This is a genomic window from Bauldia litoralis (assembly GCF_900104485.1).
GTDB classification, from domain to species: Bacteria; Pseudomonadota; Alphaproteobacteria; order Rhizobiales; family Kaistiaceae; genus Bauldia; species Bauldia litoralis.
This window is the reverse complement of sequence record NZ_FMXQ01000005.1, coordinates 375296-395658: the sequence shown is the minus strand read 5'-3', so window position 1 is coordinate 395658 and position 20363 is coordinate 375296. Positions and strand designations below refer to the sequence as shown.

At 64.2% G+C, this 20363-nt stretch carries 18 protein-coding genes and 1 tRNA gene; 6 read left to right on the top strand and 13 right to left on the bottom strand.

All coding sequences use genetic code 11. From position 1 onward, the window contains the following. Positions 1-6: 6 nt before the first annotated feature. Genes BLT60_RS14200 through BLT60_RS14190 form a run of 3 tightly spaced genes read right to left on the bottom strand, consistent with a single transcriptional unit; the run spans position 7 to position 3524 of the window. Complete coding sequence (locus BLT60_RS14200) at positions 7-1002, bottom strand: ABC transporter permease (protein WP_090877107.1); 996 nt, start codon at positions 1000-1002, stop codon at positions 7-9. Beyond that, positions 999-2534 (bottom strand): sugar ABC transporter ATP-binding protein, encoded by a 1536-nt coding sequence (locus BLT60_RS14195; RefSeq protein WP_090877106.1) that lies wholly within the window; start codon positions 2532-2534, stop codon positions 999-1001. Before BLT60_RS14195 ends, BLT60_RS14200 begins: the two co-directional genes overlap by 4 nt. Positions 2535-2582: 48 nt before the next feature. Further along, positions 2583-3524 (bottom strand): sugar ABC transporter substrate-binding protein, encoded by a 942-nt coding sequence (locus BLT60_RS14190; protein WP_090877105.1) that lies wholly within the window; start codon positions 3522-3524, stop codon positions 2583-2585. Positions 3525-3694: 170 nt separating this feature from the next. Here BLT60_RS14190 and BLT60_RS14185 point away from each other — a divergent pair, with 170 nt between their 5' ends. Further along, positions 3695-4699: a LacI family DNA-binding transcriptional regulator gene (locus tag BLT60_RS14185; RefSeq protein ID WP_090877104.1), complete on the top strand. Its 1005-nt coding sequence runs from the start codon at positions 3695-3697 to the stop codon at positions 4697-4699. Positions 4700-4742: 43 nt separating this feature from the next. Here the strand turns inward: BLT60_RS14185 and nanR are convergent, their stop codons facing one another. From nanR to BLT60_RS14155, 6 genes are all read right to left on the bottom strand, one after another. Continuing rightward, positions 4743-5516 carry a transcriptional regulator NanR gene (nanR, locus tag BLT60_RS14180; RefSeq protein WP_090877103.1) on the bottom strand — a complete coding sequence of 258 codons (774 nt, stop codon included), beginning with the start codon at positions 5514-5516 and terminating at the stop codon, positions 4743-4745. 29 nt (positions 5517-5545) lie between these two features. Beyond that, a complete protein-coding gene (locus tag BLT60_RS14175) occupies positions 5546-6526 on the bottom strand; it encodes an ABC transporter permease (RefSeq protein WP_090877102.1) in 981 nt (326 codons plus the stop codon). Continuing rightward, positions 6523-8025 carry a sugar ABC transporter ATP-binding protein gene (locus BLT60_RS14170; protein WP_090877101.1) on the bottom strand — a complete coding sequence of 501 codons (1503 nt, stop codon included), beginning with the start codon at positions 8023-8025 and terminating at the stop codon, positions 6523-6525. Before BLT60_RS14170 ends, BLT60_RS14175 begins: the two co-directional genes overlap by 4 nt. Next, a complete protein-coding gene (locus tag BLT60_RS14165; protein ID WP_090877100.1) occupies positions 8022-9146 on the bottom strand; it encodes an ABC transporter permease in 1125 nt (374 codons plus the stop codon). Before BLT60_RS14165 ends, BLT60_RS14170 begins: the two co-directional genes overlap by 4 nt. Before the next feature lie 65 nt (positions 9147-9211). Continuing rightward, positions 9212-10204, bottom strand: coding sequence for a sugar ABC transporter substrate-binding protein (locus tag BLT60_RS14160; protein ID WP_090877099.1), 993 nt, complete (start codon positions 10202-10204; stop codon positions 9212-9214). 109 nt (positions 10205-10313) lie between these two features. After that, positions 10314-11363, bottom strand: coding sequence for a Gfo/Idh/MocA family protein (locus tag BLT60_RS14155; protein ID WP_090877098.1), 1050 nt, complete (start codon positions 11361-11363; stop codon positions 10314-10316). Between the two features lie 437 nt (positions 11364-11800). On the opposite strand from BLT60_RS14155, the gene BLT60_RS14150 reads away from it, so the two are divergent. Beyond that, a complete protein-coding gene (locus BLT60_RS14150; protein WP_175478438.1) occupies positions 11801-12727 on the top strand; it encodes an FkbM family methyltransferase in 927 nt (308 codons plus the stop codon). A gap of 175 nt (positions 12728-12902) precedes the next feature. Here the strand turns inward: BLT60_RS14150 and BLT60_RS14145 are convergent, their stop codons facing one another. After that, on the bottom strand, positions 12903-13382 hold the full coding sequence (locus BLT60_RS14145; RefSeq protein WP_090877096.1) for a hypothetical protein: 480 nt from the start codon (positions 13380-13382) through the stop codon (positions 12903-12905). A 320-nt stretch (positions 13383-13702) separates the two neighbouring features. After that, positions 13703-14197, bottom strand: coding sequence for a calcium-binding protein (locus BLT60_RS14140; RefSeq protein WP_090877095.1), 495 nt, complete (start codon positions 14195-14197; stop codon positions 13703-13705). A 920-nt stretch (positions 14198-15117) separates the two neighbouring features. Here BLT60_RS14140 and BLT60_RS14135 point away from each other — a divergent pair. The 3 genes from BLT60_RS14135 (at position 15118) to BLT60_RS14125 (ending at position 17250) form a co-directional block, all read left to right on the top strand. Next, positions 15118-15933: a hypothetical protein gene (locus tag BLT60_RS14135; RefSeq protein ID WP_139167842.1), complete on the top strand. Its 816-nt coding sequence runs from the start codon at positions 15118-15120 to the stop codon at positions 15931-15933. Between the two features lie 339 nt (positions 15934-16272). Next, entirely contained in the window at positions 16273-16470 is a 198-nt protein-coding gene (locus BLT60_RS14130; RefSeq protein WP_090877093.1) for a hypothetical protein, read from the top strand. A gap of 156 nt (positions 16471-16626) precedes the next feature. Beyond that, positions 16627-17250 (top strand): tyrosine-type recombinase/integrase, encoded by a 624-nt coding sequence (locus BLT60_RS14125; RefSeq protein WP_090877092.1) that lies wholly within the window; start codon positions 16627-16629, stop codon positions 17248-17250. Between the two features lie 999 nt (positions 17251-18249). Here the strand turns inward: BLT60_RS14125 and BLT60_RS14120 are convergent. Continuing rightward, positions 18250-19875: a site-specific integrase gene (locus BLT60_RS14120; RefSeq protein ID WP_244521264.1), complete on the bottom strand. Its 1626-nt coding sequence runs from the start codon at positions 19873-19875 to the stop codon at positions 18250-18252. An 82-nt stretch (positions 19876-19957) separates the two neighbouring features. After that, positions 19958-20032: transfer RNA gene (locus BLT60_RS14115), tRNA-Thr, on the bottom strand. Positions 20033-20135: 103 nt separating this feature from the next. Between BLT60_RS14115 and BLT60_RS14110 the strand changes: the two genes are divergently transcribed. Next, on the top strand, positions 20136-20315 hold the full coding sequence (locus tag BLT60_RS14110; protein ID WP_090877090.1) for a hypothetical protein: 180 nt from the start codon (positions 20136-20138) through the stop codon (positions 20313-20315). Positions 20316-20363: the final 48 nt, after the last annotated feature.

Sequence of the window (20363 nt, the reverse complement as noted above, 5' to 3'; positions counted from 1 at the left end):
CTCCCTTTAGCTCTCGGCCAGCACGCGACCGAGGCTCGACATCCCCACCGCGACGATGAGGATCGCGCCCTGGAAGACATACTGGCTGTAGGTCGGCGCCCCGAAGATGTTGAGGCCGTTGAAGCCGATGGCGATGATCAACGCCCCGACCAGGGTGCCGAGAATATGGAATTCGCCATCGCGCAACGTCGCCGAACCGAGGAACACGGCGGCGAAGGCGGTGAGCAGGTAGGAATCGGCGGCGCTGGTCGTGCCGCTGCCGAGGCGCGAGGCGAGGAGGATGCCGGTCAGCGCCGCGCACATGCCGGAGATGACGAAGCCCAGCGTCTTGACGCGGTCGACATTGATGCCGGCCAGCCGGGCTGCCGCGGCGTTGCCGCCGACCGCCTGGATCTGCTGGCCGATGTCGGTGCGCTCGACCAGAAGCCACAGGAAGCCGAGCACCAGCACCATGATGACGATGTTGTTCGGGATATCGAACAGCCAGCGGCCGAGCGACAATTGCAGGAAGGCCTCCGGCACGCCGGAGACGATCGGCACGCCGGCCGAATAGGCGAAGGCGGCGCCGGTGATGATGGTGCCGACCCCGAGTGTGGCGATCACCGAGTTGACGCGCATCTTGGTGACGATGAAGCCGTTGACCAGGCCGATAAAGGCGCCGAGCGCCACGACGAGGAGGATGGCGATCGGAATCGGCAGGTCGTTCTGGACGATCAGCCCGGTGACGAGGATGCCGTGGAAACTCGCGGCGAAGCCGATCGACAGGTCGAGCTCGCCGACGATCACCGCCAGCGTCAGGCCGCCGGCGATGATCATCGCCAGCGAGGCCTGGTTGAGGACGTTGGTGAAATTGTTGAGGGTCGGGAAGGCGCGCGGCGACAGGATCGAGAAGGCGGCGATCATCGCCAGGAGGCCGATGATCGTGCCGTATCGGGCGAAGGCGCCGAGCGCGGCCTTGGCGCCCGGGCTGAGATGGCGGCTGCCGAGGGTGAGGTCGCTCATGCGGATTTCCGTTGGTTATGTTTGTCTTCGGCGTAGCTGGCTTCGACGATTGCCGTGCGCGACACCGCATCGCCCGCCAGTTCGCGCACGATGCGTCCTTCGGCCATGACCAGCACCCGGTCGCAGACGTCGGGCAGTTCGTCAGGCTCGGAGGAGACGACGAGGATCGCCTGGCCCTTCTCGGCGAGGCTGCGGATCAGCCGGTGGATCTCGCCGCGTGCGCCGACATCGACGCCGCGCGTCGGCTCGTCGAGGATCAGGACGCGCGGCGCGCGCTGCAGCCAGCGGCCGATCACCACCTTCTGCTGGTTGCCGCCGCTGAGCCGGCCGACATGGGTTTCCGGCCCCTCGGTCTTGATCGACAGCGCGCGGATGGTGTCGAGCGCCAGGTTGGTGCGGGCCCGCCCGTTGATGATCGGCAGCGCCGGGCTGACGATGATGCGGCGAAGGTTGGCGAGGCTGACATTGAAGGCGAGACTCTTGGTGAGGATCAGGCCTTCGGCGCGCCGCTCTTCGGGGACGAGGCCGAGCCCGGCCTTGACCGCGGCATGCGGCGTACGCGGCGCGAAGGGCTTGCCGTCAAGCGTCATGATTCCGTGGTCGGACGCGTCGGCGCCGTAGATCAGGCGGACAAGCTCGGTGCGGCCGGCGCCGACCAGCCCGCCGAGGCCGAGCACCTCGCCCTCGTGGAGATCGAAGCTGATGCCGCGGACACGCGGCGCCCGGGCGAGATTCTGGACGCTGAGGACGACCTTGCTGCCGGCGATGGCGTGGCGCGTCGGCGGGTGGTGGAGGGGGACGCCGCCGACGATCGCCTCGACGAGGCCCTGGCGGGTGAGGGCGTTGCCGGACAGTTCCCCGACCGACTGGCCGTCGCGGAAGACGGTGACGCGGCCGCAGAGGTCGAGGATCTCGTCGAGCCGGTGGGAGACGTAAAGCACTGCGACGCCGGAGGCCGATAGGTCGCGGACGATGGTGAACAGCTTCTCGGCCTCGCTGGCCGACAGCGAGGCGGTCGGTTCGTCCATGACGATCAGCCGCGCCTTGCGGACCAGCGCCCGGCAGATGTTGATCAGCCAGTTTTCGGCCGTCGACAGGCCCTTGACGCTGGCGCCGAGCGGCGCGGTGATGCCGACCCGGGCGGCGATCGGCGCGACCTCGCGTTCGATCGCCCGCCAGTCGACCATCCCGAACCGCGTCGGCTTGGGGATGCCGAGCATGATGTTCTGAAGCACGGTCATGCCGGGAATGAAGGCTAGTTCCTGGTGGATGAAGGTCATCCCCAGGTCGGTCGCCTGGTGCGGCGTTTCGATCGCGGTCGGCTTGCCATCAATGGCAAGCGTGCCGCCGTCGGGGTGGACGAGGCCGGCGAGGATCTTGATGAGAGTGGATTTCCCGGCGCCGTTGGCGCCGACCAGGCCATGCACCTCGCCCGGCACGATGTCGATCGAGACGCCCTTCAGCGCCTTTGCGCCGCCGAAACTCTTGGTGATGTCCCGCGCGACAACGAATGGGGACGTTGCCGTCCCCATTCGCGTTTGCGTGTCGGACGCATTCAGGTCGTTCAAGCTGCTGCCGGCCTAGTTGATGGCTTCCGGATGCTCGCTGAGGAACGCATCGACCGTATCCTGGGTGACCAGCACGGCCGGGACTTCGACGGCCTTGGCTTCCCAAGCGTCGCCCGCCTCTTTGATCTCCTTCAGCATCTTCACCATGTTGTATCCCTCGGTGAAGCTATCCTGCCAGGCGGTCGCGGTCATGTGGCCATTCTTGATATTCTCGAGCGCCTGGGCGTTGCCATTGACGCCATAGACGCCGACATCGTCACGGCCCTGCGAGCGCAGCGAACCGATGGCGCCGATCGCCGGGTCGTCCCAGCAGCCCCAGATGGCGAGATTCTGCTCGCCGGCCGGGCGGCTGGCGAGCCAGGCATTGGCATATTGCGCGCCGTCCTCGAAGTAGCCCGGGATGCGGACTTCGTTCTTGGTGACCTCGATGTCGGGATAGGCCTCGAGCGCCTTGTCGAGCTCGACCTCGCGGTTGCGGCAGACTTCGCCGGTCCGGTAGGTGAGTTCGAGGATGGCGCCCTTGCCGTCCATGTTCTTCAGCATCAGTTCGTTGACCGGCACCACCATCGGGCCGCCCGAACCGTTGGTTGCGGCGACAGAGCCGCCGAGCCCGCCGCCCCAGGTGACGACCGGGATGTCGGCCTTCTTCGCCGCGTCGAGGCCGCCGGCGATCGACGACCACGGGAACACCATGTCGACGATGCCATAGGCGCCGATCTGGGCGAAGTTCTCGATGGCGGCGTTGGCCTGGTCCGCGCTGCCGGCCGCGTCGATGACGCTGACCTCGAAGCCCAGTTCATCGGCGGCCTTTTTTGCACCTTCGATGTAGCGGGCATTGTTGGCCTCGGTGGCACTGATCGACACGACGCCGATCACCGGCTTGTCCTGTGCCATCGCCGTGCTGGCGGCGACGGCGAGGGCCGCGGCAAGGATGCCGCCTGAAATCTTTTTCATGAGTGTCTCGCTCCCTAACTCGGTCGGCGCCCGGATGGGGGCGCTCAGCTAACCGTTTCGCTACATTTGCGGATTAGGCAGCCAAGCGCAAGCAGAAATCCAATCAGAATGGCTCTAGACAGCCATCGTACGATTGGACACATTGGCGAACCGTTTAGCTAAGGGTGCCGATGACGACCATTCGCGACGTAGCCAAGGCCGCCGGCGTCTCCACCGCTACCGTGTCGGCCGTCATCAATGAATCCGCCTATGTCAGCCCGGATCTGCGCCAGCGCGTGCTCAAGGCGGTCAGCGACCTGCGCTATGCGCCGTCGCAGGTGGCGCGCAACCTGAAGCATGGCAGGACGCAGCTGATCGCCCTGGCGGTCGCCGATCTCGCCAACCCCTTCTATGCCCGCATCGTCTGGGCCGCCGAGGCCGCCGCCGCCAAGTGGGGCTACTCCGTCGTCGTCTTCAACAGCGACGAGAATCCCGATACCGAGAAGGGCGTCATCGACCGCATTCGCGCGCTCGGCTGCGATGGCTCGGTGATCGTTCCGGTCGGCGGCGCGGAGGATTACAGCGCCGGCCGGCTGCGCGAGGGCGCGCCGGTCGTGCTGCTCGGGCGCTCGGTCGACGATCCCGGCCTCGACACGGTGTCGATCGACAACCGCTCGGCAGGCGAACGGGCGACCAGCTACCTGCTCGACCTCGGCCATACCCGGATCGGCTCGATCACCGGGCCGCTGCACCTGTCGACCGGGCGCGGCCGTTATGACGGGATGCTGATGGCGATGCAGGCGCGTGGCCTGGCGCCGTCGCCGGACCATGTCCGCTCCGGCGCGTTTCGCGAGGACGTCGCCTATTCGGTGGCGCGCGACCTGCTGCAACGGCCCGACCGGCCGAGCGCGCTCTACGTCGCCAACGGCGTGATGGCGCTCGGCACGATGCGCGCCATTTCCGATCTCGGCCTGCGCTGCCCGGAGGATATCTCGGTCGCCTCGACCGACAACATCGCCGGCATCGGCGGCATCAAGCCGCGGCTGACCCGCACCGAGCATCCGGTGCTCGAGATGACCGGCGAGGCGATGCGCATGCTGGTCGACCGGATGCGCGGCACCGTCGAGACGCCAGGCCGGACGGTGGTCTTCCAGCCGGCGCTGGTGGTCGGCGACAGTTGCGCGCCGGTGCGCTGACCGCCGGGGTCAAATGGCGGGCCTGCGCTGTCGGGCTCTTCTCTCAGGTGGCTTTCCTGGAGACCGCTTCAATGTGCTGATAGAGCTTGTTGGCGCGGGTGAGGTGGTTGCGCATCGCGGTCTCGGCCGCGTCCGGGTCGCGGGCCTTCACCGCCACGAGAATTGATTCGTGCTCGGACAGCGTCAATTGCTCGGCGCCCGGCACGCTCACGAGGTGTCGGTGAAACTCGCTCAGCCATCCCATCAGCGCCTCGCTGAGATTCGGGAAGATCGAATTGTTGGTGATCGCGGCGATCTCGCGATGGAACAGCATGTCATGGCGGAGGAAGTCGGCGAGGTCCGCCTGCGCGCCGCTGTGGTCGCGGAAGCGCTGCTCGAGGCGCTCAAGATCGGCATTCGTCGCGCGCTCGGCGGCGAGCCGCACCATCTGCGACTCGAACAGGAGCCGCGCCTCCTTGAGGTCGGTGAGCCCTTCCTTCGAGGTCCGCAGGATGCCGCTGGTCGTTAGCGACACCGCCTGCATCAGGTTGGAAAAGCTCGGCGCGGCAACCCGCGCCCGTTCGCCCTGGGTGAGGGTGACAAGGCCGACATTCGCCATGTTCTGCAGGGCTTCGCGGACCGCCGGGCGGCCGACGCCATAGCGGTCCATGAGGTCGCGTTCCGACGGTAACTGGTCGCCGGCGGTCAGGCCGTCGTCCTCGATCAGGCTGATCAGCCTGTCCATCACTTCCTGCGACAGGCGGCGCCGCTGGATCTGTTCGGGGGCGCGCTTGGTCACCATGGTCTTGCTCGGGCGTGTCGAGGCATTCGCGTTCATTCGTCTCTCTGGTCGGCTGGTCTGATTGATCACACCGGCCGGATCGTGCGTTTGAGGAGCGCAAGCAATCGCTTTTCCCGGACGCCGTCAACGAGAACGGCGACGAAGATGATGAGGCCCAGCATGATCGGCTGAAGATACAGGTTCACTCCGGTGAAGACCAACCCGAGCTTGACCGTCTGGATCAGCGTCGCGCCGACGACCGCGCCGAAGGCCGAGCCGATGCCGCCGAACAGGCTGGCGCCGCCCAGCACCGCGGCGGCGATCACGTCGAATTCGCTGCCCTCGCCGAACGCCACGTCGAGTCGTCCGATCTGGGCGATCAGCATGAACCCGGACAAGGCGGCGCAGGCCGAACAGATGATGAAGACCCGGGCCTGGATCCACTCCGCGCTCAGCCCAGCCTTGCGCGCACCCTCCGGCGAGTTGCCGAAGGCGTAGACCTGCCGCCCGAAGGCCGTGTGGGCCAGGACCACATGGGCGGCGAGCGCGACGATCGCGAAGACGATCAGCGGTGTCGGCACGCCCAGCACCGTCGACAGCCCGAAGCGGCGAATCTCCTCGGGGAAATCGAACTGCTGCGAACTGGTCAGCCACGTGCCGAATCCCCGGAAGAGGAAGAGCGTGGCGAGCGTGGTGATGAAGGGAACGACCTTGAGCCGGACGATCAGGATGGCGTTGATCGCGCCGAGCAGGACGCCGGTCAACACGGCGACCAGCAGTCCGACCGGTACCGGAACGCCGAGGTCGCGCATCGCATAGCCGGCGATCAGCGGCGCCAGGAACATGACTGCGCCGACCGACAGGTCGATGCCGGCCGTCAACAGGACGAAGGTCATGCCGATGGCGGCGATGCCGATGAAGGAAGCCTGCTTGACGATGTTCGACAGGCTCTCCACCGACAGGAAGGACGGCGCCTGGAGGCCGTAATAGAGGAGAACGCAGGCGAAGATGACGTAGGTGGCGTTGCGGAACAGGAAGTCCGATGCCTTTTCGAGCGACTTGATCATGCCGTCACCTCACGGAATGCCATGGCCAGGAGCTTCTCGCGGTCGAAGTCCGCCCGGTCGACCGAGCCGATCACCTCGCCGCGGTTCATCACCACGATCCGGTCCGCCATGCCGAGCAACTCGTCGAGCTCCGAGGAGATCATCAGGACGCCGCCACCATCCGCGGCGATGCGGTCGACCAGCGTGTAGATCTCGTATTTCGCCCCGACATCGACGCCGCGGGTCGGCTCGTCGAGGATGAACAGCTTCGGCGATTGCATCTGCCATTTGCCGATGACGACCTTCTGCTGGTTGCCGCCCGACAGCGTCTTCGCTGCCTGCCGGGCGATGTTGCCGGCCTTGATCGACAGCTCCGCCTTCATCGCCTCGGTCCGGGTCGAGAGCGCCTCCATATCGACCAGCGCGAAGGGCTTGCGCCCGAACCGGTCGATCGAGACCAGCGCCAGGTTGTCGGCGATCGAGGCATCGAGCATCAGCCCTTCCTCGCGGCGGTTCTCCGTGACGAAGGCCATGCCGGCGGCGATGCGGTTGCGCGGTCCGCCGGTCAGGGGCTGGCCGTTGAGCAGGATGTCGCCGGTGGCGTGCGGATCGAGTCCGAAGAGGACGCGGGCGAGCTCGCTTCGCCCGGCGCCCATCAGGCCGAAGAGGCCCAGGACTTCGCCCTTGCGGACATCGATTGACGCCTTTTCCAGGACACCCGGCTGGCCGATCGACCGGGCGCTGAGGATCAGGTCGCTGTCCGGCTGGTTGCTGCGCGGCGGAAAAAGGCCGCCGAGATCGCGTCCGATCATCGACTTGATCATCCGCGAGACCGGAAAGTCGGCTGCCGCGCCGTGGTCGACCAGCCGTCCGTCGCGCAGCACCGCGATGCCGTCAGAGATCGACTGCACGTCGCCGAGGATGTGCGAGATATAGACGATGGTCCGCCCTTCCTCGCGCAGCGTCGCGATCGTCTCGAACAGCCGCTCGGTCTCGCGATGGGTGAGCGAGGTGGTCGGCTCGTCGAAAATGATCAGTTGCGCCTCGTTGTGGAGCGCCCTGGCGATTTCGACCAACTGGCGTTCGCCGGGCGACAGCTGCCCGACCTTGACCGACGGTTCGACGTCGTCGAGCGAGAGCCTTTGCAGGATGCTGCGGGTCCGCTCGTTGATCGCCGCCCAGTCGATGATGCCGAACTTACGGGGGAAGCCGTCGACATAAAGATTCTCGGCGACCGAGAGGTTGGTGAAGAGATTCAGTTCCTGATGGATGAAGGCGATGCCGACCTTGCTGGCGTCGGCGGCGGATTGCGGCGCATACGGCGCGCCGCGCCACAGCATCCGGCCGCCGCTTGGCTGGACGATGCCGCCGATCATGTTCATCAGGGTCGACTTGCCGGCGCCGTTCTGACCGATCACGCCGAGCAGGGAGTTCTCGCGCAGGGCATAGTCGAGGTCGGAGACGGCCGGGACGCCGAACCAGGCCTTCGACAGACCCTCGAAGGTGAGGAGGTCGCTCATCGCGCCGTCTCCCGCGTGATCCGGGTGCGCAGGACATCGAGAAGCGCCGCCGCCAGGATGACCGCGCCCTTGACCATGTCGACCTGGAAGGCGGAGAGGTTCATCAGGTTGAGCGTGTTGGACAGCAGCACGAAGAACAGGACGCCGAAGAAGGTCCAGATGATCTTCGCCTTGCCGCCGAACAGGCTGGTGCCGCCGATGACGGTGGCGCCGATCACGTCGAGCAGGAAGGTGCCGGCGCCAAGCGTCGGACGGCCGGCTTCGAGCCGGGCCGAATAGAGGATCGAGGCGATGGCCGCGCAGACCGCCGAGATCACGAAGATCGCCACGACGATCCGCCGGACGGGGACGCCGGAAATCTGGGCATTCCTGATGTTCGAGCCGATGGCGAAGACATAGCGGCCGAACACCGTGCGATTGAGAAGGTAGTGGGCGAACACCGCCACGGCGATGGCGATGACCATCGGGTAGGTGACGAAGGAATAGATGACCTTGCGCGGGATCTTGCTTTCTTCCTGCGCGCCGAAATAGACCGAGACGAGATCGCCCTTGCCGAGGTCGATGAAGGCTTCCGGCAGGCCGCTGATATTCTCTGACATCGACAGGTAGATGGCGAAGGCGCTGACCACGAGCATGGTGACCAGCGTCACCATGAAGGCCGGCATGCCGAAGACGGCAACGGCGACGCCGTTGAGCAGGCCGATCAGCGCGGCCGCGACGACCATCGCCAGGATGGCGATCGCCAGGCCTCCGGTGACTCCGGAAAGCAGCCCGCCGTCGCCGTCGATGACCGCGCCCCAGATCGGCGCGTTGCCGAGCACCGCCTCATTGCCGGTGACGGCGATGAGCATGGCGCAGATGACCGAGGTGACGGCGATGACGGCGCCCTGGCTGAGGTCGATCCCGGCGATGGCAAGGACGAAGGTCTGACCGGTCGCCACGATGAGCAGCGGCCACATGTTGGACAGGACATTGGAAATGTTCGCCGGCGTCAGCAGCACCGGATAGAAGGGAGCCAGCGCCGCGACATAGGCCAGCGACAGGTAGAGGACGAAATAGTCCGACAGGAGAATTCTCGACACCCGTTGCAGGGGCGAGGGGCGGGCAGTCTCGGTCGTCATCGTGTTTCCCTGACGCGCGGTCGGCGCCGGCCGGGGATCGGCCGGCGCCAGCTTGACGACTGGCGTTACTCGCCGGCCAGAAGGATGCAGCCCCACATCTTCATCTCATCCGTGGCGAGGTTCGCCTGGGTGAGCGCGAAGCCGGGATCCTCGATCAGGACATTGGGCTGGGCTTCGTCATTCTCGATGGCTTCGAGAACGCCCTTCAGCGCGGCATCGGCCTCGAAATAGAGGTCCTGCACGCCGGTCGCGTCGACATAGCCTTCCTTGATCAACTGGCAGGCGGTCTTGTCGCCGTCGAGGCCAGCCATCAGGACGTGGCCGTCCTCGCCGCGCTTCTTCCACAGGCCGCGCGGCTCGAAGACCGAGCGGATGGTCGGGAAGAGGAAGTCGGACGACGTGAAGAGCAGGTCGACTTCCGGGTTCGCGGTCACGGCCGCCTCGAGGTTGGCGAGTGCGGTCGCCGCGTCCCATTTCGACGCGACCTCGACGACATTGAAGCGATCCTGGTGCTTGTTGATGGCGGCGTAGAAGCCGTCCTTGCGGCCGACGGCATTCGGATCGCCAAGGTCGCCGACGATGATGATCGCGTTCAGCGTCTTGTCGGCGGGCGCCGATGCCAGCGCTTCCTCGACGATCGAATCGACCGCCGTCTCGGCGATGGTCTTGTTGTCGGCGACGACGACGATGCCCTTGGACGTGTCGGTCGGGGGGCGGTTGAAGACGGCGATCGGCACGTCGGCGGCCTGGGCTTCCTTGACGATCGTCACGGCGCTTTCGCCGTCCTGCGGGATGACGATGATCGCGTCGACGCCCTGGGCGATGCAGTCCTTGATCTGCTCGAACTGCTTGTTGGCGTCTTCGTTGGCGTTGCGCTCGAGAACGGTGTGGCCGGCCTCGGTCAGCGTGGTGGTGATGGCCATGTGGCCGGCGACCCAGAACTCGGTCTCGAGATCCTGGAACGCGAAGCAGATATTCGCGGCATTGGCGCCGGTGCCGGTGAAGGCGGCCGCGGCGGCGACGATCGCGGCGGCGGACGTCGTTTTCAGCAGATTCATGGAGATCCTCCCTTGGATGATTGGCAGTAAAAGAGGCCGGCCACCTGCAATGGCCGGTCCCATCGAGGCCTGGTCGCGCCAGGTCCTGGATTCGTGAAAGTCGTGTCCGTCATCGGCTCACCCCTTCGCTCGTCGAAGGAGGGCGCGCGATTGCCTGGGTCTCGCCGGAGCGCGCGGACTTCGCGGCGGCGAGCGCCAGCGCGAGGGTCTCGAGATTGTGGGCGCCGGACGGTTGCGGCTCCGCCTCGCCATCGAGCACCGCGACGACATGTGCCTGGAAGGCCCGCACCGAATCCTGCACCCCATGCCACGGCTTCTCGCCCCAGGCGGGGACATCCGGCTCGACGCTCGACTCGGTGACCTGTCCATCGCGGTGAATACGCAGCCGGTATCCGGTATCGACCTCCATGATGCCGTCGGTGCATTCGAGCCAGGCGAGCGTCTGGGGGAAGGGGTCCGGCGCGACCGGGCTGAAGAAGCTGCACTCGACCGAGGACGTCGCGCCGTCGGCATGGCGGAGCAGGGCGACGAAGGAATCCTCGCCCTTGACCCGCGGGTTCAGGCGCCGGGTCTCGCAGGTGATCCGGACAACATCGCCGCACAGGAAGCGGGCGACGTCGAACAGGTGCAGCCCGACATCGGACAGGGCGAGGTCCTGAACCTCGGCGAGATAGGGCTGGCCGGCGTAGATATCGAAGGCATGGCGGAAGGCCAGGCGAAGAAATGTCGGCCGGCCGACGATCCCCGAATCCAACTCGGCCTTCAGCCGCCGGAACGGCAACTGCCAGCGGAAATTCTCGTGGACGAGGAGTGGGACACTGGCGCGCTGGCAGGCCGCCACCATCGCCGCGCCGTCGGCATAGGTCTCGGCATACGGCTTCTGGCAGATGACGGCGCGCGAATGCGAGGCGGCCAGTTCGACCAACGCGCGGTGCGACGCGACAGTGGTGGCGATGTCGGTGAAATCCGGCTGGATCTCCGCCAGCATGGCGGCCGGGTCGGTGAAGGGTTGCGCGCCGAAGGTTTCGCCGAAGCGCGCCGCCTTCGCCGGATCGAGGTCGCAGACCGCGACGATCCGGGCGCCGGGCAGGTCCGCCCAGGCATGCATGTGGTTCTGGGCGAAGAAGCCACAGCCAATCAGCGCACCGCGATAGCTCATCCGCTTGCTCGTCCCGATCTCGATGGCCGGTTTCGTCGGCGACTGTCAGCCGCGACCGCGGATGGCGAGGATCGCGTGGCTATCCCAGGTCGCACGGGCTGCAAGTGCTGCGGACATTCTTTCCCCCTCATTCCGGTCGGCTTCAGCCGCCGTCGCATTATGTACCTATTATACTTAGTATACCACAGGTCGATCGCGAGAGGCAATGCTCGGTCGGGCCAGGCGACATGTCTGATGTGCCCGTCGTTCGGCTTCCATGGCACTTCCCGGCGGAAATGCTGGAACCAGCCCGACTGGCTCCGCCTGCATCAATTGCGGGGAGGGAAGACCACCTCTCTGGATTGCGCACGCAAACCGAGATTTGCGGCCCGTTCTATCGTGATGGTTGACAATGAATGGGCTGTACGCTCAGGTACTTACAATCAGGGAGGGACAGCATGTCGATTGTCCATACAACTCACGAGTTTGAGGGATTGAATGTGGTCCTGGCGAGCAGGATGGAGGAGACCGACGCCTATTCCGAGAAACTGAGGAGTGGGAAATGGACAGCGGACCACCATGCGAGGCTGGCAAGCCAACTGCTCTCCGATGAAGACTACTTCATAGATCTTGGCGCCAACGTCGGTACCTTCTGTATTCCCGTCGCCTTGGTGACGGGTGCCCGATGCCTCGCGATCGAAGCGCTGCAATCGAACATCGCGGTCCTTCAGTCCGCCATAGAGGCAAACGACCTTTCCGACCGGATCGAATGGGCGCTGGCAGCAATCGTCGACAGGAGCGGAGAGGTGCGCATTCGCGGGGAAAGCGCCTACGGCACCGTTGGCACGACCGGGCGGCGCGTTCTGGGCTTCTCGCTCGATGGGTTGATGGAGGAAGTGGGCTGGCGGCCGGTGTCGCTTGTGAAGATGGATATCGAAGGGTGCGAGATGAAGGCGTTGAACGGCGCGACTTCATTCATGGAGAGAAATCCCGATGTGACGTTCATTTTCGAAGCGAACGCGGCCCATTGCTTCGCGAATGATCACTCGCCGCAAGACCTGATCCGGTTCTTCGAAGACGCGGGAAAAATCGTCTACATGTGCCGAGGGGGGCGGCTGGCGCGGAGGACATCGACGGAATTTCAGGAAGCAGGACTCGTCGACTATGTAGCCTCCCCTGTGCCGCTGGAAGACAAGGTCAGCGGGTTCATTTTTGAGGATTTCAGCGACAAGGCAAAAATCGAGGCAGCACGGCACACCCTGTCCAGCATGAATGATGGATACAAGGTAGCCTTGGCGACGCAATTTGATCTGGCGCCAGAGTTTATGAAGGTCGATGCTGAACTATGCGGATTGGTGGACGCCGTTATTGCCAGATACAGCTAGTGGAATGATTGCTCCAAGATACAGGCAGTCGCGGCTGATCCGGATTGCTCTCCGAAGTCGCGCGCGGCGATGCACAGGATTCCCTGCGATTCCGTAGCCGCGTCCCGAGCTTTTTTCCGGACGGAAGTTCGCCCTGACCGATGGTGGGCGAGCGCACGCCCGAGGTCGGCAACGTTCACCTCTGCTTGAGGCTGTAGTCCGTGGGATCGTATTTCTCTGCCGCGTGGGCGCCGCCCGAAAGCGTGTTTCCGAACGAAGCGGACGTATAGATCCCCGGTGAACCGAGGAACCGTTTCACCCCGTCGAAGGTGATGAAATCCAGGACGCAGGTGTCGTCGGAGCAGGCCGAGATGTCGTTGCCGAGGCCGCTGAGGCTCAGGACCGGTGGGTTCAGGTCGGTCTGGTCGACCAGGTCCGCGAGGCTCGTCACGAAGGGCAGGGCGGGGCCGCTTGCGCCATCAAGACGCGCGTTCTCGACGGCGCTGACAATCACCGTGTCGCCATCGTCCTGCAACGCGCCCGTGACGTCGGCTTCAAGCACGCTGCCGAAGGTGAAGGTGTAGGTGAGCCTGAAGTCGTCGGCGACCGCCGGCCCGGCGGTTAAGGCCGCTGCCGCAAGAACGGCTGCAAGTCCGCGGGGCGTTTGTCTCGTCATCCCAGCCTCCCCAGGGGACGCGCCGGTTGATGCCCATTCCCGATATGGAGCGACAGACCGACAGGGAAGACAGGTAGGAGATCGCCCGTGGTGTCCGGGCGGAAGAACGACCGCTGAACGAGTCCCCTGGTCCTCCCGGCCGCAATGCTCTGCCCGAACGATCCCGCAGCCGACGAATGTCAATATGTCTTTTTGTCCGGGGTATATCCTCGCGTGGCGAACCCTTCGAGTCTAAATATAGAGTTCGTCGAAAAATTCTTGCGGATCACCGACAATAAAATCTTTATGGGAGAGGTCGAGTTCCTTGCCGATCTTGGCGATCAACTTCTTGCCGCCTGACTTACTACCATTCTTACGTACATAAGCTTGCCTGAATCTGGGTCGTAAACAACCCGATCACTGCGGTCATGCGCCTTGTCGCCAAGATAGAATTTCGCTTTTTTCAGCGTTCCATCTCCCCCGAGCTTCTTGAACGCAAATTTGTCGAAACCGATGATATCCTCGCCCATGTCGAAATCGGCAATCTTGCTTGGGCCGCCCTGGACGGATTCGAACCAGAACTGGTCATCGCCCGGACCGCCGACAAGCCAGTCCTTGCCATAGAAGCCGCAAAGAATATCGTCGCCGGCGCCGCCGAAGATGTAGTCGTCTTCGTTGTAGCCGCGAACGATGTCATTACCCTCACCACCGTAGAGAGAGAACGCGAGTGACCCTTCATCGGCGTCCAGAATGTCGTTGCCGCCAAGACCGTACATGACGGTCTCGTTGCCAAGATACTTGTCGTCGCTCGTGTCACTTCCAACAAAGGTTGTCATCTCTCATCCCTTCTCCGCTGCGGCTGTCACACAAGGAAGATACTACCCAGGATTGCCGAGAGTGCAATCTATGAGAGAATTTTCATCAGCCTGTGTCAGAAAGGTCGTGCATTCATCTGACGGGCAAAGGCTCTTCAGCCAGCGTTCCGACTAGCGCGGCCACGAGCAGGTCGTTGGCGTCGCGATCGAAGAATGACAGGAAAGCGCCGGGGTATTGTTGTGCCAGATCCATGGCGCATATGCTGGCATGGTGCGGCGGGGGGCACGGTGTCAGGGCATCGCGGCAATATCGCCCGGAAGCGGTTCTCGCTGAAACTGGTGCTGCCGGACAGGATTGAACTGGCAATGCCCATCCACAAGTCATTGATATCAAATGCGTTGTCGCCAAGCGTTGGTGGAGATGTTTACCACCGGTGTTGCACAGGGATCAAGTAGCGAGCTCCGGCGGTATGCGCTTGGGAGGTGGGACATTCGAGAGGGTGTCCTCTAATGGCGGCCGCAACGATCTCCCCCCGTACCGGTCGCGAGGAATGCACCTGCTGATGATTATGGACCAGTGCCTCGGCCGGTCTGATCTTGAAGCCCGACGCGCGTGTTGATGCCGTGAAGCTGCCCACTACCGCCGGCAACACAGAGCCCTACCTTTTGCTACCCGGTCGCGTCAGGCTTAGCCTGAGGCCACTTGGTGCGGCAGCCCACCCCCCCCCAGCGCGGCCCTTGAGAGCATTGTCCCGTTGCCCGAGCCCCAATCCCGACGACGCTTTCTGCCAGACACCAACGTGTGGCTTGATGCCGCTTTTGATGATGGTGTGGCACGCGCTGCACTCGTAGCTCTCCACCGCGCCGGCGCAACTTTGCTACTCGAAGATATGATCGAGCGAGAGGTGATCATGGTCTTGGCGAAGAAGCGGAGGGCCTTGATGCTCCGGTTCGACCCGGCGCCGATATTCCTTGAGTTAGCGGCGTTCCTTGCGGCTCTAAGGGTGCCTCCCGCATCGCCCATGCTCGCGGTTGATGCTGTCAAGCCACACGATAGGCATGTGGTACGCGCAGCGGTCGAGCTTTCTGCCTGCGTGCTGACCATGGACGCCGAACTTGCTGTCGGTTGTCAGGAGCTCGGTCTCGCAGTGACCTTTCCATGGGCGGTCGTCGTCGAATTGGGAGATAACGCGCAGGTAAGGGAGGCGGAAGTCTTGAGGCTGGCCCCTCTGAGCCAGAGGAGAGGGATCATCTTCGCTCGCACGACGCCCGGTGGTTGGGCGGGAATGTCTAACGTCGGCACATTCACTGTCGTTGATGTGGAGAACTTAGGACGCCTCGCCTTCGACAGCAGCACCGCCATGTGGGTCTTCACATGCTCCCTTGGCTTCACAATGCGGTTGCCCTATCCGCCCGCAGGAGACCAGACCACGGTTGTTTCCGTCGCGTTCAATGTTCCGGGAGCGGGTCACTCGGGGAGTTTTGTTCTGCGCGCAGGCAGGCTTGGCGCCGATGACAAGCGAGTTGTGTCGCGTTCAACACTGAAGACCCTGGCGGTCCCGTTTGGTGGAATGCGGATTGGGTCGTCTCAGGCCGGGACAGATTTCTGGAACGGGTATCTTCGTCACATTGTGACCGCGCCGACTGGCATTCAGCCCAAGACGTGGCAAGCCATTCTTCAAGTGGAGGACGCCGCGCCCAATCCAATGAGCGACAATGCTCTCGACTTGGCACTTCAGCGCCTGAACCAGAGATAGACGGCGCGGCCGGCCCCCAATGCGCAAAGGGTCGTGCATTCCAGAGGCGGTGCTGTGGTGTCGGCGGCGAAGCATTCCCCCCTTGCCCGTGTGGTCTTCATTGGTTCGGACTGGTCAGCGCAATTGGCGGCGCTCACAGTGATAATGCGAGGATGACGGGGAGCCGATGCACCAGATCGCGCGATCCAAGCGAGCAGTCAGCCACGGAGGCTAACATGCTGCGCAACCATTGATGGTGCACCACGATCCGCGCTACGGGGTAAGAGTTGGATCGGGACTTGACAAACGTCCTGCCGATGGCCGCTTGCGGTTCGACAGTGTGATGAGAGGGGTGTCGCAATGGTTAGCGTCAGCAAAGCTGGCTACAACGAGCAATATGAGCGGGAGAAGCTGGCACTGCTGGCAGCCATAAAGGAGGGGCCTTGGCATCAACGCCCGCTGGGGATCATTGTGATCAGCTCGACGGTCGCAGTGGTGGCAGGTACTCTCGCCAACATCATCGGCACCCTTGTTCTTCGCGCGTTGGGCTGGCAGTAGCAGCGACGCGATCTTCGCCCTCTAGGCTCCAACTCGCGCCTTGGGACTTGCATGTCGCCGCGCGCCTGCGTTCACGATGCCGCCGATCCGCGCTCGACAACTGTTCGAAGAATGACCATAGTACCGTCAGTCTCAATCGCGTAGAGGGCTGATCCCATGGCAAAGCGTCACCTCAAGCTCGTCTCACCGGCCACCGTAAAGCGAACAGTTACGCCTCGCCGCCTCCCGAACCGCGAGCTGCGGACCCGCGAGCACCTGACGGAAGGGGAGGTGAACAAGCTGATCGCTGCCGCCAAGCACAATCGCCACGGCCACCGCGACGCGACCATGATCCTTGTCGCCTATCGCCATGGCCTGCGAGCAAGCGAACTGACGGACCTGCGCTGGGAACAAGTCGACTTCAATGCCGCCACGCTTCACGTGCGTCGCGTCAAGCAGGGGACACCGGCCACGCATCCAATCAAGGGCGATGAGCTTCGCGCATTGCGACGGCTGCGGCGGGAGCAGGAGCCGCAGTCAGCCTTCGTGTTCACCTCAGAGCGAGACGCGCCGTTCACCACCGCCGGCTTCGCTCGGATGGTCGAGCGTGCAGCCGAGGCCGCGCGGCTGGGGATCAAGGCGCACCCGCACATGCTCCGCCACGCCTGCGGCTTTGCGCTGGCGAACAAGGGCCACGACACGCGCGCGCTGCAAGCCTATCTCGGCCACAAGAACATCCAGCACACAGTTCGCTACACCGAGCTTGCACCGACGCGTTTCAAGGACTTCTGGCGTGTCTGAACCGCTCTTTCAAACAGCCTCTACACGGCACTGAGGAGCCCGCTAGCGACCGTCGCACCTCATTGCAGGTCCCCATCCCACCATCAACTCACCGAGCCCGCCTACGACCTTCCTAGAGGCCAGCCCCAGAAGGCGTAAGCCATTGGTCCCTAAACCTTCTTTGTGCGACAATAGCGCACACCACCATATACCTTAAGCCCAAGCTCCAAGCTCCAGCCTCCGTGCCCCCGGCCTGCGGTAGCGCATGGTTCATGACGTGTGGCACGTTGCGCATGGTGGTGGTGCGATGGTGATGATGGACCGACGCACCTTGCCGCGACGTGTGCCTCTAACGTCAAGCGCAACGCCTGCCACCAACGTGGTCTGCGACGCCAGCATTAGGACGCCATACTGTGAGCCCCCGGGCTCTAAGCTCCTACCTTCGCTCTTCACTCTCCTCATCAGTTGTCCGCTAAGCGGTCACTCTCGACCGTGCTTCACGCTCCCTGAGCTTCAAGCCAACCACCTCATGCCTGCAATGGGGGGCGGAGATCAGGGCTTCATGCGAGGCGTCAAGGCGACGCCAAGCTCTATTGCGGAAAGTGACCGGGCAGGGTTCACCGGGCCAAAGCATCAACGCGGCGCAGAGACCGAGCGATGGCACAGCCGAGCGAAGCATGCGCAATGCTATCGCGATGCACACGCAAGGTGGGTGAGGAAGGTGCAGGACAAGGCGATGCGGTCAGCCGCCAAGTCAGCCCATGAAGCATGCCCCGCGACGATGCGCGACGCGGTGTGCAACGGGGTGACGGTGGGCATGGTGGTGGTGCGATGGTGAGGATGAACCGATGCACCTGGCCGCGCGCAGTCAACCTCGTAGAGTAGGCGCAACGTCAGCCACCACGTGGTCCGCAACGCCAGCCCATGGTGTGTGCCTCGTGACGGTACGCGACGTGGTGCAACGTGCTGACGGTGCGCATGGTAAGGGTGAGATGGTGAGGGGAGCACCGGCACGAGCAGCTACACTGCAAAGCGCGACAACTTCTCTACGGCATCGATCTTGGCGCGCAAGGTCACGCTCCCGTAGGCGTCACCCGCAGTGCTGGGCACGTGCCCACAGATAGCATCAAGCACGCGCCCCACAATGCCGGCCTCAATGCCGCGCGTCTTGAACAGGTGCCGCCAACCGTGACTGGGTGCCACGCCACGATCCGCCAGCACCTGCCGCACGAACTCGCCGACCTTCTTGCTGACATTGCGATAGGTCGCGCCGTGCCTTCCGCGCTTCGTGATGAATAGGTGTCCGTCCGCACTCCGCTCAACAAAATCCCCGAAGCCAAGCTCAATGAGATGTTCGTGCAGCGGCACCTCCCGCGCTTCCTTCGTCTTCACCGTCCCGGCCTCGGGGGTGATGGTGATGATCCAGTGATCGCCCTCGCGCCGCACATCCTGCTTGCGCAGCTGGCAGACTTCGCCAACCCTCGCCCCGGTGTAGGCGCACAGCCACGGCACCCACCGCTTCGCCGCGCACGTCTTTGTGGCCTCTCGCTTGCTGCACTCATGGCGCAGCGCGTGCGTCAGGATCGCCTTGGCCTCGTCTGGCGTGAATTCCTTCTCCCGCGTCTTCGCCGCCCGGCCGACCTTGAGGCTGATCCCATCCGCCGGATTGCTCGTCAATCTCCGGTTCGCCACGCCCCAACTGAAGATGGCCTTCAATGCCGCGAGGTCGCTGTCCTTGATCGTCTTCGGCTTGATGCCTTCAGCCAGCCGGTGGTCCTTGAAGCGGAGCACGTCATCTGGTGTCACACGGCTCGCATCGTCGTGCCCGACAAAGGCACTGAAGCGCTTCACCACGCCGCCATAGCTCTTGAAGGTGCTATCCGTGACGTCGCGCGCTTCCGCCTCACGCCTCCAATCCGCATAGAGCGTCGCCAGCGACACGCTCGCGGACACACCGGGTGCCCGCCACTCAGGGAACCTCTCAGCCATGGGATCGGGAGAGTAATCGCCCTCGGCATTGCGCGTCCTTGCAGTGAACGCATCGTGCAGCGCTCGGCGGAACTCGGAGAGGATGGTCATCCGCGTGCCGTGATCTACACGCCTGATGCGCTTCGCGAGCAGGAGCCTATTGACGATTGGCCCGAGCGCCTGCTCCTGCGCGTGTTCATCGCCTTCCAACCGGGCGATAGTCTGCGCCGCCGCTTCCCACTCCGCCACGCGTTCGGCTTCGCTCGGCCCGTCGTAGTCGCGGTCCCATTCCGAAGTCTCAGGGTCGTGCACCATCGCCGTCACGCGTTCGCGTCCGTCGCCGTCCTTCCACGCGCGGTAGAGCGTCTCTGACAGCGCCACCGCCTGTTTATGCGTCAGCGGCACGGGCGCATCCTCCCGCAACGCCCGCCACACGCTTTCCAGATACGCAGCTGCTTGCGCCTGCCGCAGCTTCGCCTCACTTGGCTCGCGGGTGCGCAGGGAGAAGCGGATCGTCACGGTCTTTGGGCCGATGGATTTAGAGATGGTCTCGCCGCCGCAGGGCACGCTGAGCTTCAGGCCAACCGCCCTTGCTCGTACGTCAGCCGGAATGCGTTGGACGAAGTAGGGGATTGAGGAGCCGTCACGGATCATCGGCCGCACCAAGCGATAGAGCATTGTGCCTCACCTTTGTTACCCAGTCGGGCAAGGCGGAACGCTCTGATATCCCTGAAGCTCTTGGTGCAGCAAGAGAACTTTGTGGTGCTGCCGGACAGGATTGAACTGTCGACCTCTCCCTTACCAAGGGAGTGCTCTACCACTGAGCTACGGCAGCCGCGGCGGTTAGGCCCGACGGCGGCCTTACTGCCACAAGGTCGCGCGGGCTTCAAGCAACAACGGCACTGGCGGGCGCGGGATTGCCCGGCTATTTTCGTCGCATGACCAGCGACGGGAAACCGGCGGCGAAGCAGTCCGCCAAACAGGAGCGCGAGGCGCGGTTGGCGTCAGCACTCCGCGACAACCTCAGGCGGCGCAAGGCCGCCGGCACCGCGACGCCGACGGAGACGGGCGCCGAGGCGGCCGCTCGCCCCGGCGAAACGGACGAGAGCGGCGACTGACGCGGGCTCGGCCGGGAGCCTTGTCTAGGCCGCAAAGCTGGTCTAGAC

Coding starts and splice junctions, on each gene's coding strand:
- BLT60_RS14200 (WP_090877107.1), bottom strand. CDS start 1,002: ATGAGCGACCTCACCCTCGGCAGCCGCCATCTCAGCCCGGGCGCCAAG.
- BLT60_RS14195 (WP_090877106.1), bottom strand. CDS start 2,534: ATGGGGACGGCAACGTCCCCATTCGTTGTCGCGCGGGACATCACCAAG.
- BLT60_RS14190 (WP_090877105.1), bottom strand. CDS start 3,524: ATGAAAAAGATTTCAGGCGGCATCCTTGCCGCGGCCCTCGCCGTCGCC.
- BLT60_RS14185 (WP_090877104.1), top strand. CDS start 3,695: ATGACGACCATTCGCGACGTAGCCAAGGCCGCCGGCGTCTCCACCGCT.
- nanR (WP_090877103.1), bottom strand. CDS start 5,516: ATGAACGCGAATGCCTCGACACGCCCGAGCAAGACCATGGTGACCAAG.
- BLT60_RS14175 (WP_090877102.1), bottom strand. CDS start 6,526: ATGATCAAGTCGCTCGAAAAGGCATCGGACTTCCTGTTCCGCAACGCC.
- BLT60_RS14170 (WP_090877101.1), bottom strand. CDS start 8,025: ATGAGCGACCTCCTCACCTTCGAGGGTCTGTCGAAGGCCTGGTTCGGC.
- BLT60_RS14165 (WP_090877100.1), bottom strand. CDS start 9,146: ATGACGACCGAGACTGCCCGCCCCTCGCCCCTGCAACGGGTGTCGAGA.
- BLT60_RS14160 (WP_090877099.1), bottom strand. CDS start 10,204: ATGAATCTGCTGAAAACGACGTCCGCCGCCGCGATCGTCGCCGCCGCG.
- BLT60_RS14155 (WP_090877098.1), bottom strand. CDS start 11,363: ATGAGCTATCGCGGTGCGCTGATTGGCTGTGGCTTCTTCGCCCAGAAC.
- BLT60_RS14150 (WP_175478438.1), top strand. CDS start 11,801: ATGTCGATTGTCCATACAACTCACGAGTTTGAGGGATTGAATGTGGTC.
- BLT60_RS14145 (WP_090877096.1), bottom strand. CDS start 13,382: ATGACGAGACAAACGCCCCGCGGACTTGCAGCCGTTCTTGCGGCAGCG.
- BLT60_RS14140 (WP_090877095.1), bottom strand. CDS start 14,197: ATGACAACCTTTGTTGGAAGTGACACGAGCGACGACAAGTATCTTGGC.
- BLT60_RS14135 (WP_139167842.1), top strand. CDS start 15,118: ATGCTCCGGTTCGACCCGGCGCCGATATTCCTTGAGTTAGCGGCGTTC.
- BLT60_RS14130 (WP_090877093.1), top strand. CDS start 16,273: ATGGTTAGCGTCAGCAAAGCTGGCTACAACGAGCAATATGAGCGGGAG.
- BLT60_RS14125 (WP_090877092.1), top strand. CDS start 16,627: ATGGCAAAGCGTCACCTCAAGCTCGTCTCACCGGCCACCGTAAAGCGA.
- BLT60_RS14120 (WP_244521264.1), bottom strand. CDS start 19,875: ATGCTCTATCGCTTGGTGCGGCCGATGATCCGTGACGGCTCCTCAATC.
- BLT60_RS14110 (WP_090877090.1), top strand. CDS start 20,136: ATGACCAGCGACGGGAAACCGGCGGCGAAGCAGTCCGCCAAACAGGAG.